A 16,473-nucleotide genomic window follows, 5' to 3' on the forward strand; every position below is an offset into this window, starting at 1 on the left:
ACATCATCCTAGAGCCGATATTTGTGCGCAAGGCTATGTTGAATATTGCGCATCAGACGAAAACTTTCTCTCAGTACACGTTTGCTTAAATCATCCAGTTGCTGTGGATTGATGTTATTACTGAGCGGTAAGCCTTTGTCCTCTAATTCAAAGTGGTGCTTCATGCGGATTAACTGAATAAAAGCAAAGCTTTCAATGCAACCTTGAATTTGTTTGGCCTGTAAGTCTCCCTTAGTCATCACATCACTTAGGCGTTCCACTGTATTGGTAGCGTGAGAACCGTGCTTTAAGGCCAAAATACGGGCAATATCGACAATAATGGCTGAACCATTGAATTTTAAATTAATCGTGTCATCATCGCGTGTAGCGAATTCCTTAAATAAACCTAGTGGTGGGCGATTACGTAGGGCATTTTGAGTCATAAAGCGTAGGAATAAGCCCTCGCTAGACACAAAGTTGCTCAGCCAGTCCCTGAGTTGCTCAGCAAGTGATACATTGCCAGCAATCCCTTTGAAGTCAAAGTAAATAGTGGCGTTTAATAACGCCTCAGGGTCGGGGTTATTGATCCAGTGGCTAAAGCGTTGGCGCCACTCAGTATCGCTTAAGCAGCACTCTGGGTTCATGGCCATAATATTGCCGGTACAGAGTGGAAAACCCAACTTATCCAGGTCGTTATTAACGTCTTTGGCAAAACTCAATAAGGTTGCGCGGGTACTTGCTCGGTTGTCATTATCTTTAAAAATGATGCCATTGTCTTGATCTGTATAAAAAAGCTGTTCGTCACGCCCCTCAGAGCCCATGGCAATCCAAGCAAAATCAATTTGCTCAACCTCTGGGTGATCATTAAAGCGTAGTTTAATCGTTGCTCTAACTACTTGATCATTTAGATGTGAAATAAGATGGGTTAATTGTTCGATAGCGATGCCTTGCGCCATCATGTTTTTAGCGAGCTTTTTAATATGTTGTAGGCTGAGTTTTAGATCGTCTAAATTTTTTGCGACTTCGATGCCCTGCGAAATGTCTGTTAGGCCCACACGTTGGAGGGCAAATAGATCGCGCTCAGAAATAACGCCAAGTAGCTTTCTGTGATTGTTGATCACAAAAATATGCCTAAAACCATGCTTCGCCATAATCAGAGCAGCTTCGTAAGCTAAGTCATCAGCATATAGTGCAATGGGGTCGACCGTCATAAAGTCCGCAATTGGACTATTTAAATCTGCTTCAGGGATAGTCACTCGGCGCAAGACATCGTTAAGTGTAAAAATTCCCAGTGGTTGACTGTCTTCGTTGACAATTGCCATGGAACCGATATTAGTCTCGGCCAATATCATAAGCACTTCTTTTAGTGGTGTATCGGGTTGGCAAGTAATCACTTCACGTTTGATTACGGCACCTAGTTCGAGTGATAAGGGCTGTTCATCACTTTGCTTGTTGACATGATGGTTTTGGATAATGCGCTTAGACTCTTCTAATAAAGAGGCCAATCGCGCCACGCAAAATCCCTTAAAGATGGGGCATTCTTCTCGCAAGCGATGGAAGATAGCGGCTGGCACCTGATAGACAAAGCAATCAGTGATGGCAATAAATTGACTGGTGTTGGGCTGATTGGAAATGAGCGGTCCATAGGGGAAGGCATCACCTTCTTCATATTCAAAGGAGCTTTTTAGGTGAGCGGGGTCTTTTGCACCGCGAAGGCTTTCTACTAAGCCCTGTTTGACAATGATAAACAGGTCGGGAGGGCCATCAGTTGTTACGTCCATGATGACTTCGTTGGCTTTGAAGTAATTAGTTTCGCAGTGTTCGGCAAGCAGTGTCAAAAAGGGTGTTTCCATTTTTTGGAATGGATAGTATTGCCGTAAATGAGTGATTGTTGCTTTAATAACTTCATCCATGAATCACCTCAATTTGATTGCTGTTTACATGAAAAAGCGTAACCGCAATAATGAGAAGGCCGGTTACGCTTAAGAGTTAAGGAAACTCCTGGGCCTTAATTGATAGGGATTAAGGCCTAGGAAGTGGAGTTTAGATGTTAGTCATTATCCGCACCGCGATATCGCTTGTATTCTAAAACGTTCCAACAACGTTCAGCGAGCGTATCGATATCGATGGCTGAAGGCGCATCGGTCAGTAGCTTTTTGGCAACTTCGATCTCTTTTTCAACCTCAGCACGGTCTTGATACATAAACTCATCGGATGCAACCTCTGGCGCATTGGATAATTTCTCTTGTAAGTCAGAGATAGTGCGCTCTTGCATACGGACCATATCACGACGAGCGTCGCCACGCCATGTTGGTTGTAGCGTACGGTTATGATCAAGTAATGCGGTGTATTCACCATAGACGTCTTTGTAAATGTCGGTCGCATGATAACGCGCATCAAAGGTCGCTTGCTCTAAATCGAGGAGGGTCAACTTCTCCATCTCTAAAGGTACACGACGCTTGGAACCACCAAGACGGGTGTAGTGCGTGTAGTAAGGGTACATACTCTTAATTACCTTACCGACCGGTAAAACACCTTTGCCATCAGCATCAACACCCTTAGGCTGTACACCCTGCATACCGGCTAAAGCAGACTCCGGACGGATAACCTCTTTAGGTGGTACGAAACCGTAGCGTAGCATCTCTCGAATGCCGGTGCCGGAAATGTTTAAACGGAAGCGCTCATCGTGCGGGCATGTAGCTTCTGTCGCATGGCTTGAGCAGCGAGTGCAGTAGAAAACCTCTTGGAAAAAGCGTACATCAATACCCATTTCTTCGGGCGTGTACTCATCAAAGATGCTATGTGCTGCGTATTTGTCATAGTAGCTACCGGTACCAGCGTGGTCACGACCAATGAGAGCATGGGTACAACCGTAGTTTTTCATGAGGAGTACGTGTAAAACTGCCTCACGAGGGCCTGCAAAAATATAGGTAACGCGTAGTGGACCTAAGATAGCACGATCTTTTGGATAGTAAGTATCCAGTACGTTACGATAGGCCAACATACGATACTCATGACGTACATACTCACGCTTAGCCATTTCAACGAGTGGCTGTAAGAAAACGCCGTCAACCTCTTCTAAGGCATTACGATGAATGTACTCGTGACCGCGGTGTAGCGGGTTAGCACCGGTAATAAAGCCGGCGACACTCTTAAAACCGCGCTCTTCGTAGAACATTCTCCAGGTGTCTTTGGGCTCTAAACGAAGCTTCTCAAACGGTCCCCAGTCAGCACGCTGTAATAAGTGTAAAGTACCACCAAGGGATTTATTACCCATACGGCGATGAATGGAATCTACGCCGGGGTGATTGCGGTCTGTGGTACCAAATAAACTCTGTGCGCGATGCTCTTTATCATAGTCAAAAATATCCTCGATGGCTAAAATAGCAACCGGCTCATTAGAAGAGTCAATGAGTGCTACCTCGCTACCTACCTCTAGACCGGCGATAATCTCAGCGTTACGATCACCAATTGGAGCAAAACTGATAGGTACCGGCCAAATCGTGCCGTCACTGAGGCGTCCTTTTTCAAGTACAGACATGTAGTCATCTTTGACCATAAACCCCTTGATGGGTGATAGTACACCGGTACAAATCATCTCAATGGTGATGACTGCTTCAAGGTCAATACGGATACTTGGCAATGAGCGTGCACGCTCAATTTCAGAAGCACGCTTGTCTTCCGGTACAAGCTGATCAACTAACACACCGCCGTGAGGCTTTTGTGGGTACTTGTCAAAATTTAATTCTGGGTAAGGCATAATGTCTCCATGCTTTGTTTTAGGTTTTAATTAATTCTTGTCGATTAATTCGACCATCGTTATTTGTAGCTCTTATGGTTATAGTTTGATATCGATCAAGCGCTACTAATAAGTAGGACTTAGCGATAACACTAACTTGAGTTGTAATAGTTAGTAATAGTTATGAGCTTTTATTATCATATCTACAATATACATCCAAAGTTCTCATAAAAAACAGGGGACTCGACTAAAGTAGGAGAGCATATGTCACCAACTTGGGTGATTTTGGCCTCATTTATTTATTTGGCCATTTTGTTTGGCATTGCGTGGGCAGGTGATCGTTATCCTCTGTATGAAAAGCGAGCTTGGCTGCGGCCGACGGTTTATAGTTTAGCGCTTGCTGTTTATTGCTCTTCTTGGACTTTTTATGGTGCCGTAGGAAGCGCAGTGCGCCATGGCTGGGGCTACCTACCTATTTATTTAGGGCCATTTTTGATGATGGTTTTTTTTTGGCGTTTTTTAGAGCGCTTGGCGCTAGCTGCTCAGACCCAAAAAATCGTCTCCATTTCTGACTTTATGGCGAGTCGCTATGAGCGTTCACAGCGGTTAGCCGGCTTAGTGACGATCGTTGCTTTAGTCGCTGTCGTGCCATACCTAGCCTTGCAGTTTAAGGCCGTGACGATGAGCATTGGGGTGTTTATAGGTCATGAAATATCATCAATTATTTTCGGTGATCCGGCGCTCTATGTGGCTGCACTAATGGCACTTTTTGTGATTGTTTTCGGTACTCGCCAAGCGGATGCGACCGAGCATCGCCCCGGTTTGATGTTAGCCATTGCAGCGGAGTCATTGATTAAATTAGTCGCCTTGATAGCCGTCGGTATCTTTGCTTTTATTTGGCTGACGGTCGATGATTTAGATGCTGTGGGGGCGATTCATACCTTGACACAGCATACCTCCTCCATGAGTTTCGTCGGTCAAACCTTACTGGCTTTTGCTGCCGTCATTTGTTTGCCACGTCAGTTCCATGTGGCGATTGTTGAGAGTGGCGATGTTAGAGATATCCGCTCTGCACGTTGGATTTTTAGCCTGTATTTGGTGTTGATCGCCTTGATGGTCCTGCCTATTACGATGGTTGCATTTAATGTCTTTGAAGACTCATCGGCCGCAACTACCGCCGTGATGGTCGATAGTTATGTGTTGCTTTTGCCATTATATAAAGCACAAAAGGCGTTAGCCTTATTAGTGTATATCGGTGGCTTTTCAGCCGCTACCGGCATGATGATTGTGACTAGCGTGGCGTTATCGACCATGGTCAGTAATGACTTAATCATGCCCTATTTGTTGCGTCGTGGTTGGGCCGAAGGGAGCCGTGGCGATTACTCCAAGACCTTATTGTGGGTGCGTCGCGGAGCAGTGTTTTTTTTAGTGATGGCTGCCTATGGTTACTATGCGGGCACCGGTTCAGAAACTGCTTTATCTGCTTACGGCTTAATGGCTTTTGCTGCGGTGGTGCAGTTTGCGCCGGGCTTGATCGGCGGTTTAAGCTGGCTTGGTGCAAGTCGTCGCGGTGTTGAGGTAGGTTTAGCCATAGGCTCTTTGGTGTGGGCTTACACCTTGCTATTGCCAGCCTTAGCAGATGCCGGGTGGTTTTCTGATGCGTGGGTTGAAAGAGGTCCTTTTGGCATTGAGTGGCTCATACCGTATCGGCTATTTGGCTTTGGCAGTATGGACCCATTAACTCATGGTACGTTTTGGTCGCTCATATTTAACACCAGTTTTTTTCTACTAATTTCCTTGCTCAAAGGCCCCAGTCTTGCCGAAAGATTGCGTGCCAGAACTTTCTTGGACCCCTATGCCAAAAATCGTCGTTTAGAGACAATGAATGTACCGGGTAACTTATTAGTTCATGATTTACTCGTTATTAGTGGCCGGATTGTGGGTGAGGCGAGAGCGATGTGGTCCTTTGAAATCCACGCTAAAGAGCGGGGATTGGTACTTAGTAAGGATTTAAAGGCGGATGCCGAATGGGTTCAGTTTACTGAGTTGATGCTGGCCGCGGTGGTCGGTGCCGCTTCTGCGAGATTAGTTTTAGGAAGCGCGCTACGTGGTTCCGGGGTCGAGGTTGATGTCATTGTTTCGGTGCTTGATGAAACGAGACAAGAGCTCAGTTTTAATCGTGATGTATTGACATCAACGCTGGAAAATCTGGAACAGGGTATTAGTGTGGTTGATGCGGATATGAACTTAGTCGCATGGAATCAAAAGTATAAGGAATTCCTTGATTTACCTCCCAGCCTACTAAAGCTTGGGCAGCCGGTGTCAGATATCATGTATTTTAATGCGATGCGCGGTCGGTTGCGTTTGGTTGATAGTGGTAATGTCACCGAGTCAGTCGAGCGCCGTTTGAACTATATGCTTGAAGGCAGTTCTTATTCGGCTCAGCGCTTGATTCAAGATAATCAAGTGATTGAAATACGTGGGCGACCCCTTCCGGGCGGTGGTTACGTGACCAGCTATACCGATGTGACAGATTTTAAACGAGTCGAAAAAGAGCTGTTGGAAATTAATATGAATCTGGAGCAACGGGTTGCTGAGCGAACTGAAGCGGCTGAAAAGGCTCAGCGGTTACGTAGCTATTTCTTAACAGCAGTGAGTCATGATGTATTACAACCGATTAATGCGGCCAGATTATTCGCGACATCACTCCAAGATGTTGATGACGATGCTGAGCAAATGCGCCACTTAGCAGAGAGGGTAGATACCTCTTTGCGCGCAGCTGAAGAATTATTAGAAGGGTTATTGGATATTTCTCAGTTGGAGTCGGGCAGAATGCAGGCAGAAATTCAGGTTTTCAATGCGCAGGAGCTTTTGGACGACTTATATCAGCAATATGCGCCTTCTGCAAAGCGTAGGAAGTTACGTTTAAGTCTTCATATGAAACCGGTTTATGTGCGGAGCGATATGCGTTTATTGCGTCGAATTTTACAGAACTTCTTAGCCAATGCCTTACGTTATACCCAAGAAGGGCGGATTATTCTTGGCGGTCGAGTACGTGGCAATCAGGTTGAGTTTCAGGTGTGGGATAGTGGGCAAGGTATTCCACCTAATCACCTGGAAAAGATTTTTGATGAGTTTCAACGTTATGAACAAAGCTTTGATTGGGGTGAGCGAGGGCTTGGTTTAGGCCTGTCAATTTGTCAGCGTATCTCGGTTCTGTTAGGTCATACCTTGGCGGTCAGGTCAGAGGTAGGCAAGGGGAGTATGTTCAGTGTCAGCGTACCCTTGGCCAATGAGAAAGAGAAAAATCACCAACAAGAGCATCTCCCACATAGCTCTGCTGCGTCGTCTTTATCAGGTATGCGAGTATTGTGTCTTGATAATGACTTGGAGATTTTGCAGGGCATGCAGGTATTGTTAACTCAATGGGGAGTAGAGGTTATTGCTGCTACGACGATAGATGATGCCTTGCAGATGATGGATCAAAAGCCTCATGTGCTGTTAGTTGATTATCATCTGCATGATCGATTGGATGGTTTAGACAGTTTAGACGCTTTGCGAGACAATGCCCGCCATTTGCATGGTGCTTTGCTAACGGCCGATGGTAGCGATGAGTTGCGTAACAAGGCCAGACAACGCGGCTATATTGTGCTTACAAAACCGGTTAAAGCGGCCAGTTTACGTTCGTTTTTAACTGCCCAGTATGAGAGTGTTAAGCCTAAATTTGATGGCCTCAAATAATCTATTCATCTAAAAAATCAAGTAGCTCTTGTTCTGTTTTGTTTTGTAGCTCCAGTTCATAAGCCAGTAGAACGGCTTGCGTGCGATTATTGACACCGAGTTTGCGTAAAATGGCGGTCATATGGGTTTTAATTGTTGTTTCAGAAACCCCCAGATCATAAGCAATTTGCTTGTTTAATTGACCGCTAGTGACTTTTTGCAAAACCCGTAATTGTTGGGGTGTCAGTTGGCTAACCAGTTTTGCCGCTTCTTTTTCTTTACTGCTGACTGCTGGCGTACTTTGTGCGTTTTTAGGCAACCAAATATTACCCATCAATATTTGATCGATGGCCTCACAGAGCATATCAGTATCAGCTGATTTTGGAATATAACCCATCGCGCCGTGATCAACGGCTCGACGCATCAATACAGGATCCTCGTGCGCAGAGATGATAGCAATCGGTAATTGTGGGTGATGTGAACGTAAAAAGACGAGAGAACTGTAGCCCTCGGCACCGGGCATATTGAGGTCTAGTAATAACAGGTCGGCTTCGGCGTGAGCGTCGACTAAAGCAAATAATGAGTCAGTATTTTCAGCTTCGTAAATGTTGGCACTGGGATAATGCTTACCAACTAAACCCCGTAATGCCTCACGAAATAAAGGGTGGTCATCAGCGATTAATAATTCATTCATCTAAGTTATCCGAAAAAGCAAAAGGGGTACAATTGAGATAATTGACCCCCTTTATTATATGCATATTTAATTGCTTAAATGTACATATAGGCTAATCGCAACTTAGTGAGCAGATGCTTGGCTGACACCGAGGCCTGTTTGAGCGCGTACGCTTAGGCCGTCGAAAGCAGCTTTTTCTGTGGCAGCGTCTGCACTCTTATCGGTAACAGAGAAGAACCAAATTGAGATAAACGCTAACGGGATAGAAAGAATGCCTGGGTTAGGGAATGGTGTAATGGCCTCAGCGAAACCAAATACATCGACCCAAACGGTAGAGCTTAATACGACCCACACAGTCGCGGTAAATAAACCGATGAAGCCACCAATCGTAGCACCGCGAGTAGTACAACCGCGCCATGAGATAGATAGCACCAGCACAGGGAAGTTAGAGCTCGCTGCAATAGCGAAAGCTAAGCCCACCATGAAGGCTACGTTTTGATTCTCAAACACGATACCCAAGATAATCGCTAAGATACCTAGTGCAATGGTAGATAGACGAGAAATACGCATCTTTTGCTCTTCGGTCACATTACCTTTGGCGATGACGTTGTCATACAAGTCATGAGAAATTGCAGCGGCACCCGCGAGTGATAAGCCGGCAACAACAGCCACGATGGTTGCAAAAGTAACAGCTGCTAAGAAGCCCAGTAATAACTCACCACCGACCGCATTGGCTAAGTGAACGGCTACCATGTTGGTACCGCCAATGAGGTCGCCAATTAAGTCGAAGCTACCATCAGGGCCGCGATTAAATAGCTCAGGGTTCTGGCTGAGGTACCAAATTGCACCGAAACCGATGATGAAGGTTAAGAGGTAGAAGTAACCGATAAAGGTACTGGCCCAAATAACTGACTTACGAGCTTCTTTGGCGTTGGCAACAGTAAAGAAGCGCATCAAGATATGTGGTAAACCGGCAGTACCTAAGGCTAATGCTAAACCGAGAGATAACGCGTTAATCGGGTTAGAAATCAGGCTCTGGCCAGGGGCCAAGATACCAGGACCATCTCGGTGAATTTCCACCGCTTTTTCTAGCATGAAGTCGACGTTAAAGTTGAAGCCTTTGAGTACTAAGAAGGTCATTAAGCTGGCACCGAATAGCATCAGTACGGCTTTAATGATTTGTACCCAAGTCGTTGCGGTCATACCACCAAAAGCGACGTAAATCATCATTAGAGCACCAACGATGATAACGGCGAATTTGTAGTTAATACCAAAAAGTAACACGATGAGCTTACCGGCACCGACCATCTGTGCAATTAAGTATAAGCAGATAATGAGTAGTGAGGCACTGGCGGCTAGCGTACGCATTTGTGTTTGCTTTAAACGGAAAGCAGTAACGTCAGCAAAGTTATATTTGCCGAGGTTACGTAAGCGCTCTGCGATTAAGAACATCACCGTTGGCCAACCGAACATAAAGCCAATGGCGTACACCATGCCATCAAAGCCGCTGACATATACCATACCGGCAATACCTAAGAAGGATGCGGCTGATAAGTAGTCACCGGCAATGGCTAAGCCGTTTTGGAAACCGGAAATACCGCCACCTGCGGTGTAGAAGTCTGAGGTGGATTGAGTCTTACGTGCAGCCCACCAAGTAATACCCATGGTAGCCGCAATAAAGATTAAGAACATGATGATGGCCGGCATACTGGGGCCACCGGTAGCAGCATGAGCGATGGAGCTGGAGCCTGCTAATAAAAAGAGAGTCGCAAACAGTTTAGTCATTCTTGAATCTCCTTAAGAACTTCTTTAAGCGCTGGATCCATTATTTTGTTACAAATAATGGTGTAAATGATAATGAGGACACTTGCACTGATCAGTACTAACGTGCCTAATGCAATACCGACACTCATGGTCATATTACCGATAGGCTGACCCATGAGATGGTTGGCGAAAGCCACTAATAAGATGAATCCGGCATAAATCACCAACATGATAATAAAGAAGGTATTGTTAATACCATTTCTTTTGCTGGCCAACGCTTGATACTTCGGATTGGCTATCAACTTGGCGATATGATCGCTAGAAGTAGTCATAATTGTCTCCTGAGTAATAGTTATTATTGTGTTACTTGGTTTTAATTGAGGTTTGAAAGATTGCGTCTATTGCAATCGCTGGCGCTTTGATAGCACTCTGAAAATTAATATACTTTTAGTAGATTTTTTTGAATACAAGACTTTGGTAGTAGATCTAGGATTAGGTGGCTTCTAAGCCAGTAAGTACAGGGCTCCCAGTCTATGACAGGGTTAACGATATAGGGGTTTAGCATGAGTAGTGAGTTAAAACTTGAAAAAGCTGAGATTGAGGAAATCACCGCTTTTTTGGCAACCGATTTTCCACAAATGCCGGTTGATGTATTGAGCGTTGGTGATGGCCGTGCACGTGTACGACATGTGGTGACTGATGCGGACTTACGCCCGGGTGGCACCATATCCGGGCCCACCATGATGGGGCTGGCTGATGTGACGTTATATATTGCTATTTTGGGTGAAATCGGTATTGTTCCTTTGGCGGTCACGACCAATCTCAATGTGTCTTTTTTAAGAAAACCGGAAGGTGGTAAAAATCTAATTGCCGATTGTAATTTGCTGAAATTGGGACGTACCCTGGCGGTAGGTGAGGTTTATATTTATTCTGAGGGACAAGAGGACAAAGCAGTGTGCCACGTGGTCGGCACATACGCTATCCCGGCAAATAAGTAGTGGGTGAGAGGGACTTAGAGTAAGCTGTTAATAAAATGAATCACTAAGCCGATTAAGCCGCCAATCAGGGTGCCGTTGATACGGATATATTGTAAGTCCTTACCCACTTCCAATTCTAAGGTGTTGTTGAGTCTGTCAGCTTCCCAGTTGCTCACTGTCGTACTGATAAATAACGCGATTTGGTGACGATTTTTGCGGAAATATCGATAAGCTACTTTGTGAACCCACGGATCGAGTGTTGCCAGCAGTGTGTTATTTTGTTGCAGGTTCTCCGCCAGCCTAGTGATTTGTCGGTGTAGCTGCGTTTTGAGTGTGGATTCGTCGGCCTCTATCGCGGTGATGACTGATTGCTTGAGGCTATACCAAATATCATAAGCAAAGCGTTCCAGTTTCTCGTCTTGCATCAAGTCTTCTTTGATGGAGTTGAGGTTTTTATGCCATGTTTCGTCGGTTAGAATTTGATGTTTGAGCTCCCATAGTCGTGCAGGAATTTCTCGATAAACCGCGTGCTTCGGATCGTTTTCCAGTTCCAGTAAAAAGGTGATTAGGGAAATAGTGATCTCCTTGGCAATTTTCTTGTCTACCGCGTCAGGAATCAGCTTATAACTTTTTTCTTGGACTAAGTTATAAATGTCCTTGTGATTGTGGACTATATAGTTTCTAATCTCTTGTGAAATGGTGGTGATAAACTCTTGGTGCCATCGTTTATCCAGCACAAAATCAATGACACCGGCGGCCACTTTATGAGCTTCCATGCCGTCAGACATCGCTAAACCCTGCTTTTTAATAAAGGCCACGACCTCTCTATCGTCCAGTTTGTGTAAGGTATCTAAGATAAGTGCAGAGCCTTCGCGGGTAATGACTTCTCGCGTGCTTGCTTTGGATAACCAATCAACAACAAATTTCGATGGTTGTAAGCGCTCAATATAGGGGCGAATATTGTCATCACTAAGAAATTTATCGACGATAAATTTGCCTAAATTATCACCAATTTGCGTCTTCTTTTTTCTAATGATATTGGTGTGCGGTATTTTTAGACCTAAGGGGTGATGAAAAAGTGCCGTCACTGCGTACCAGTCAGCCAATGCACCAACCATGGCTGCTTCAGAAAAAGCGCGTAGGTAGCCTAGCCAGCGTGGTGAAGATTCATCTTGAAAAATGATGCAAGCAATAAAAATCACGACCATCAGGGCAAAGAGACCTGTGGCGCGGGCTTTATGAAGGCGGAGCTGTTTTTCCTTGCGTTGTTGATCGCTCATGTGTCTTGGTTGTTAGCTGCAGAAAATGACAAAGTCTGTGACGATATTAAACACAGACTTTATCATTGTACTGAGAATGAGCTTATGCGGATAAGAAAGGGTATATTTAAATTACCAAGTAATAACCTCTTTGAGGGTTGTATCGTCCTTGGCGATAAATTTAAGTTTCTTCTCAGCCCCGTTGCTCGTGGCGCTTATTTCGTAAGTACCGGGCGTCAGTTGTAAATACAGTAGGGGGCCGACCTGATTGTCTTCAAATACAAGTTCTTGCTGAGCGTTGATGATGCGCACTTGAAGATTATTTAAATAAGCACGATCAGAAGCATTGGCAAAACTGAATTGCGTGTTGTAGCTGGCTGCGGATTGACTTAGCTGATCCAACTCTTCTTGACCGATACCACCGGTTTGGTAGCTCACTTGATGCTCATTAGTCTCCTGACGAACTTGGGCATGTGCCAAACTATAACCGGTCAAGGCTAAACCAAAGCTGAGTGCAGTGGTTAAAAGAATGCGTTGAATTTGTGCTTGGTAGTGAGCGATAACTTTCATCTACAACTCCTATATAACTTAGATCTAACATCTAACACCCATTGTATCTGTCTAATATGACAAGAGTAGTGAGCATTTATTGCAGTTTTTTTACAAAATGTTAGTGCGATTCAGTTAAGCAAAAAACAGATAGGTCACAAAAATTGCTACAACCACGCCGGCTAATTCGGCGATTAATGCACATGGCAGTGCGTGGCGAGTGTTCTTAATGGCGACGGAGCCAAAATAGACTGCTAAAACATAAAAGGTGGTTTCAGTCGAACCTTGGATAATGGCTGAAGCGCGTGCAGCAAAGTCATCCGGACCGCGAGCATTCATCAGTTCAACCATTAGGCCGCGGGCACCGGACCCACTGAGCGGCTTCATTAAGGCTACCGGTAGTGCCTCAACAAATCGACTATCAAAACCTAAGATTTCGACGACATAACGTACGCCATTGACCATATAATCCATGGTGCCGGAGCTTCTAAAGACGGATACAGCAACAAGAATAGCGACCAGGTAGGGAATGATTTTGACCGCTACCTCGAAACCCTCTTTCGCCCCTTCAATAAAGGCATCATAGGCGTTGATCCCTTTGATAAAAGCCATAAAGATAAAAGAGACAAAAATCCCGAACAACATGACATTGCCGAAGACCTTGGATATCACATTAATTTCTTCAGGTGCGAGGCTCGTAAAATAGAGCAGCGTACCAATGACGATGGCGGTCAGACTACCTAAATACAGCAGTACGGTGCGATTTAGAAGATTAATTTTTTGATATAAAGAGACTAATAATAAAGCGGTTAGGGTAGAAAAAAATGTCGCAATCAGAATCGGTAGAAAAACATCTGATGGATAGGCAGCGCCTGCTTGTTGGCGTAAGGCAAGGATAGAAATAGGCAGGATGGTCAGGCTTGATGCGTTAAGCGTAATGAACATAATTTGTGCATTCGTTGCCGTGTCCGGTTTGTCATTGAGTGTTTGCAACTCTTTCATAGCCTTTAGGCCGAGTGGTGTTGCTGCATTGTCCAGACCTAGCGCATTGGCTGAGAAGTTCATGAGGATAGAACCCATGGCCGGGTGATTTTTAGGAATGCCGGGGAAAAGGTGCTGAAAGAAGGGGTTCACCAAACGCGATAAAAAGTCAATCACGCCGGCTCGTTCGCCGATTTTCATAATGCCAAGCGCAAACGCCATAATCCCGATGAGACCGAGAGCAATCGTGGCGGCTGTTTGTGAGCTATCAAAAAGCGCATTAACAATATCTTGGAAGACCTCGGTGTCGCCGTTGAGTAATTTAATTAATGCGACACCGAAAGTGATAAAAAAGAAAAACATCCAAATAATATTTAACGCCATAACCGCTCCCTTGTTGTTATGCTCATTATGCCCAATGAATGATTAATCCTCTTCTACAAAGGCCTCTTCACGTTTTTTCTTGATCGCCGGTAGACTGACCAAAAGAATTAGGAAGAGCGCTAAAAGTAGCAGTGAAGCTGATAGCGGGCGGGTGACAAAGGTGCTGAAGTCGCCACGTGACAATAAGAGCGCGCGGCGGAAGTTTTCCTCCAGCATAGGGCCCAGTACGACGCCTAGCAGTAAGGGAGCAGCCTCACAGCGTAACTTCGTCCAGAGGTAACCGACGATGCCGAAGATAGCCATCATATAGATATCAAAGACGTTATAGTTTAGGGAGTACACACCTATCACGCAGAATAGTGTAATCGCTGGAAAGAGGACTCGATACGGGACTTTTAAGAGCTTAATCCATAGGCCAATCAGCGGTAAGTTCAAGATAACCAGCATGAGATTGCCAATCCACATAGAGACAATCAATGCCCAAAACAATTCGGGGTGATTTGCCATTACTTGGGGACCAGGCTGGATATTATGAATCGTCATGGCGCCGATCATTAAAGCCATGACAGCGTTGCTCGGTATACCTAAGGTTAAGAGCGGGATAAAAGAGGTTTGAGCGGCTGCGTTGTTAGCAGACTCAGGGCCTGCCAGACCGGCAGGGTGGCCTTTACCAAAACGCTCCGGTTGTCTGGTGATTTTTTTCTCTAAGGTGTAAGAGGCGAAAGAAGAAAGTACTGCGCCACCACCAGGCAAAATACCAAGCGCCGAACCAATCGCCGTACCACGAATAACCGCAGGGTAGGATTCTTTAAACTCCTGTTTGTTAGGGTAGAGTTTACCGATTTTGTCGGTGATGTTAACCCGTTTTTCTCGTTGGGCTAAGTTATTAAGAATTTCAGCAAGACCGAATACGCCCATGGCGATGACTGCGAAATCAATTCCATCTTGTAATTCAGGAATATTAAAGTCAAAGCGTGATACGCCGGAGTTTACATCCGTTCCGACAAGACCGATAAGTAAACCGACAATAATCATACAAATGGCTTTGATCAAAGAGCCTGAAGCAAGGACAACGGCGCCGACCAGGCCTGTTACCATCAATGAAAAATATTCGGCCGGTCCAAATTTAAAGGCGATTTCCGTGAGTGGAGGAGCAAAGGCCGCTAATAGGAAGGTAGCAACAGTACCGGCAAAAAATGAACCGAGTGCAGCAATGGCCAGTGCAGAGCCTGCCCGTCCATTTCTTGCCATTTGATGACCATCGAGCACCGTGACAACGGCTGAGGTTTCACCGGGCAAAGCGACTAAAATAGCCGTGGTCGAACCGCCATATTGAGCACCATAATAAATACCGGCAAGCATAATAAGACCGGCGGTAGGCGGTAATACATAGGTCAAAGGCAGTAGCATGGCAATGGTCGGCACCGGTCCAATGCCGGGCAAAATGCCGATGAGCGTGCCCAATATGCAGCCCATAAAGCAATAAAACAGATTTTCGGGTGTGATGGCAGCAGATAGACCCAGAGCTAAGTGTTGTAATAATTCCATAGTAGTCAATTGCCCTTTAACTAGACTTTTTGAATCAACTTACGAGAGAGAATGCTTAGCGCAATGAGCATCCCGATAGGTATAAAAATTTTGGCGGTCAATGACCAATCTGCCAGTTCGGCAGGGTAGAGAGGAAAGACTAAACCCAGCCCTTTAATAAAGGCCAAATAACAGAACCCGACCAGAGCAATGGCTGTCCCCAAAGCCACTTTGAAGCTAAACTCATGGCTTGCCAAACCGCTAAAAATAACGAGTGCGACGATAGAGACATAGAGGCCTAAATTGTCGAGCATGAGCGCAGAGAGGAAAATAGAGCCGAGAAATATAAAGACCAGGTCCCAATCAAACTTTTCGATATCGCCTTCGCTTGATTGCTTCTTACCTAGGCTGAAAATGGTAATTATTGTACCTAAAACGAACAGTAACAGACCCAGTACAAAGGGGAAATAACCAGGTCCCATGCGTGCTGCCGTACCTAGTTGATAGTTGGTAGCGGATAGAATGGCAAAAAATGCTCCGATTATCATAAACATTAAACCGGACCAGAAATTCTGTTGGTTCTTAATAAACATGTGTATCCTTCTGCCTTATTGGGTTGTTTTTCATGGTTGAGTGCTTAGAGACTCAGAGTAGGTGGGATTTTACCAAAATGCGCGGAAAGCCTCGTCGTTTAGGGCGAGGGTGAATAGCGCGGACGGCAACGCCGTCCTTTGAATCTATGGTGGCGTTTGCTGTTGCTCGATATACTGTCGAATGATTTCAATCGGCGCGCCGCCACAGCTTCCAGCAAAATAACTTGGCGACCATAAAGCCCCTTTCCACAGTTTCTTTTTAATGTTGGGGTAGTTCTTTTTTCGGATAAGAAGACTGGATATACCCTTTAGGCTATTAACCAGTTTT

General features: G+C 45.2%; 13 protein-coding genes. 2 read left to right on the forward strand and 11 right to left on the reverse strand.

Annotated features, from left to right (window positions below):
* Nucleotides 1–8: 8 nt before the first annotated feature.
* Together B092_RS0110365 and B092_RS0110370 are read right to left on the reverse strand one after the other, a co-directional pair.
* Nucleotides 9–1,892, reverse strand: a complete 1,884-nt coding sequence (locus B092_RS0110365) for a DUF294 nucleotidyltransferase-like domain-containing protein (RefSeq protein WP_018575172.1) — start codon at nucleotides 1,890–1,892, stop codon at nucleotides 9–11.
* A 137-nt stretch (nucleotides 1,893–2,029) separates the two neighbouring features.
* Nucleotides 2,030–3,739 carry a sulfate adenylyltransferase gene (locus B092_RS0110370; protein WP_018575173.1) on the reverse strand — a complete coding sequence of 570 codons (1,710 nt, stop codon included), beginning with the start codon at nucleotides 3,737–3,739 and terminating at the stop codon, nucleotides 2,030–2,032.
* A gap of 243 nt (nucleotides 3,740–3,982) precedes the next feature.
* Between B092_RS0110370 and B092_RS0110375 the strand changes: the two genes are divergently transcribed.
* The gene (locus B092_RS0110375; protein ID WP_018575174.1) at nucleotides 3,983–7,459 is read left to right on the forward strand and encodes a hybrid sensor histidine kinase/response regulator; all 3,477 of its coding nucleotides are present in this window, start codon (nucleotides 3,983–3,985) and stop codon (nucleotides 7,457–7,459) included.
* A gap of 1 nt (nucleotide 7,460) precedes the next feature.
* Here B092_RS0110375 and B092_RS0110380 read toward each other — a convergent pair whose 3' ends face one another.
* The 3 genes from B092_RS0110380 to B092_RS0110390 form a co-directional block, all read right to left on the reverse strand.
* Nucleotides 7,461–8,132: a response regulator transcription factor gene (locus B092_RS0110380; protein ID WP_018575175.1), complete on the reverse strand. Its 672-nt coding sequence runs from the start codon at nucleotides 8,130–8,132 to the stop codon at nucleotides 7,461–7,463.
* A gap of 102 nt (nucleotides 8,133–8,234) precedes the next feature.
* Nucleotides 8,235–9,896 (reverse strand): cation/acetate symporter ActP, encoded by a 1,662-nt coding sequence (actP, locus tag B092_RS0110385; protein ID WP_018575176.1) that lies wholly within the window; start codon nucleotides 9,894–9,896, stop codon nucleotides 8,235–8,237.
* A complete protein-coding gene (locus B092_RS0110390; protein ID WP_018575177.1) occupies nucleotides 9,893–10,207 on the reverse strand; it encodes a DUF485 domain-containing protein in 315 nt (104 codons plus the stop codon). Before B092_RS0110390 ends, actP begins: the two co-directional genes overlap by 4 nt.
* A 231-nt stretch (nucleotides 10,208–10,438) precedes the next feature.
* Here B092_RS0110390 and B092_RS0110395 point away from each other — a divergent pair, with 231 nt between their 5' ends.
* Nucleotides 10,439–10,873, forward strand: a complete 435-nt coding sequence (locus B092_RS0110395) for a PaaI family thioesterase (RefSeq protein WP_018575178.1) — start codon at nucleotides 10,439–10,441, stop codon at nucleotides 10,871–10,873.
* 14 nt (nucleotides 10,874–10,887) lie between these two features.
* On the opposite strand, the gene B092_RS0110400 is transcribed toward B092_RS0110395, so the two are convergent.
* From B092_RS0110400 to tnpA, 6 genes are all read right to left on the reverse strand, one after another.
* Entirely contained in the window at nucleotides 10,888–12,132 is a 1,245-nt protein-coding gene (locus B092_RS0110400; protein ID WP_018575179.1) for a DUF445 domain-containing protein, read from the reverse strand.
* 111 nt (nucleotides 12,133–12,243) lie between these two features.
* On the reverse strand, nucleotides 12,244–12,681 hold the full coding sequence (locus B092_RS0110405) for a hypothetical protein (protein WP_018575180.1): 438 nt from the start codon (nucleotides 12,679–12,681) through the stop codon (nucleotides 12,244–12,246).
* Nucleotides 12,682–12,795: 114 nt separating this feature from the next.
* Nucleotides 12,796–14,025, reverse strand: coding sequence for a nucleoside recognition domain-containing protein (locus tag B092_RS0110410; RefSeq protein WP_018575181.1), 1,230 nt, complete (start codon nucleotides 14,023–14,025; stop codon nucleotides 12,796–12,798).
* Nucleotides 14,026–14,067: 42 nt separating this feature from the next.
* Complete coding sequence (locus tag B092_RS0110415) at nucleotides 14,068–15,573, reverse strand: tripartite tricarboxylate transporter permease (RefSeq protein ID WP_018575182.1); 1,506 nt, start codon at nucleotides 15,571–15,573, stop codon at nucleotides 14,068–14,070.
* 20 nt (nucleotides 15,574–15,593) lie between these two features.
* Nucleotides 15,594–16,145, reverse strand: a complete 552-nt coding sequence (locus B092_RS0110420) for a tripartite tricarboxylate transporter TctB family protein (protein WP_018575183.1) — start codon at nucleotides 16,143–16,145, stop codon at nucleotides 15,594–15,596.
* Nucleotides 16,146–16,289: 144 nt separating this feature from the next.
* Nucleotides 16,290–16,473, reverse strand: a 184-nt coding sequence (gene tnpA, locus B092_RS15175; RefSeq protein WP_018575184.1) for an IS200/IS605 family transposase, incomplete at its 5' end; no start/stop codon positions are given.

The organism is Oligella ureolytica DSM 18253, from assembly GCF_000373745.1.
GTDB classification, from domain to species: Bacteria; Pseudomonadota; Gammaproteobacteria; order Burkholderiales; family Burkholderiaceae_B; genus Oligella; species Oligella ureolytica.

What these genes read in the sequence shown, in the direction of transcription:
- B092_RS0110365 (WP_018575172.1), bottom strand. Translation starts at nt 1,892, where the DNA reads ATGGATGAAGTTATTAAAGCAACAATCACTCATTTACGGCAATACTAT.
- B092_RS0110370 (WP_018575173.1), bottom strand. Translation starts at nt 3,739, where the DNA reads ATGCCTTACCCAGAATTAAATTTTGACAAGTACCCACAAAAGCCTCAC.
- B092_RS0110375 (WP_018575174.1), top strand. Translation starts at nt 3,983, where the DNA reads ATGTCACCAACTTGGGTGATTTTGGCCTCATTTATTTATTTGGCCATT.
- B092_RS0110380 (WP_018575175.1), bottom strand. Translation starts at nt 8,132, where the DNA reads ATGAATGAATTATTAATCGCTGATGACCACCCTTTATTTCGTGAGGCA.
- actP (WP_018575176.1), bottom strand. Translation starts at nt 9,896, where the DNA reads ATGACTAAACTGTTTGCGACTCTCTTTTTATTAGCAGGCTCCAGCTCC.
- B092_RS0110390 (WP_018575177.1), bottom strand. Translation starts at nt 10,207, where the DNA reads ATGACTACTTCTAGCGATCATATCGCCAAGTTGATAGCCAATCCGAAG.
- B092_RS0110395 (WP_018575178.1), top strand. Translation starts at nt 10,439, where the DNA reads ATGAGTAGTGAGTTAAAACTTGAAAAAGCTGAGATTGAGGAAATCACC.
- B092_RS0110400 (WP_018575179.1), bottom strand. Translation starts at nt 12,132, where the DNA reads ATGAGCGATCAACAACGCAAGGAAAAACAGCTCCGCCTTCATAAAGCC.
- B092_RS0110405 (WP_018575180.1), bottom strand. Translation starts at nt 12,681, where the DNA reads ATGAAAGTTATCGCTCACTACCAAGCACAAATTCAACGCATTCTTTTA.
- B092_RS0110410 (WP_018575181.1), bottom strand. Translation starts at nt 14,025, where the DNA reads ATGGCGTTAAATATTATTTGGATGTTTTTCTTTTTTATCACTTTCGGT.
- B092_RS0110415 (WP_018575182.1), bottom strand. Translation starts at nt 15,573, where the DNA reads ATGGAATTATTACAACACTTAGCTCTGGGTCTATCTGCTGCCATCACA.
- B092_RS0110420 (WP_018575183.1), bottom strand. Translation starts at nt 16,145, where the DNA reads ATGTTTATTAAGAACCAACAGAATTTCTGGTCCGGTTTAATGTTTATG.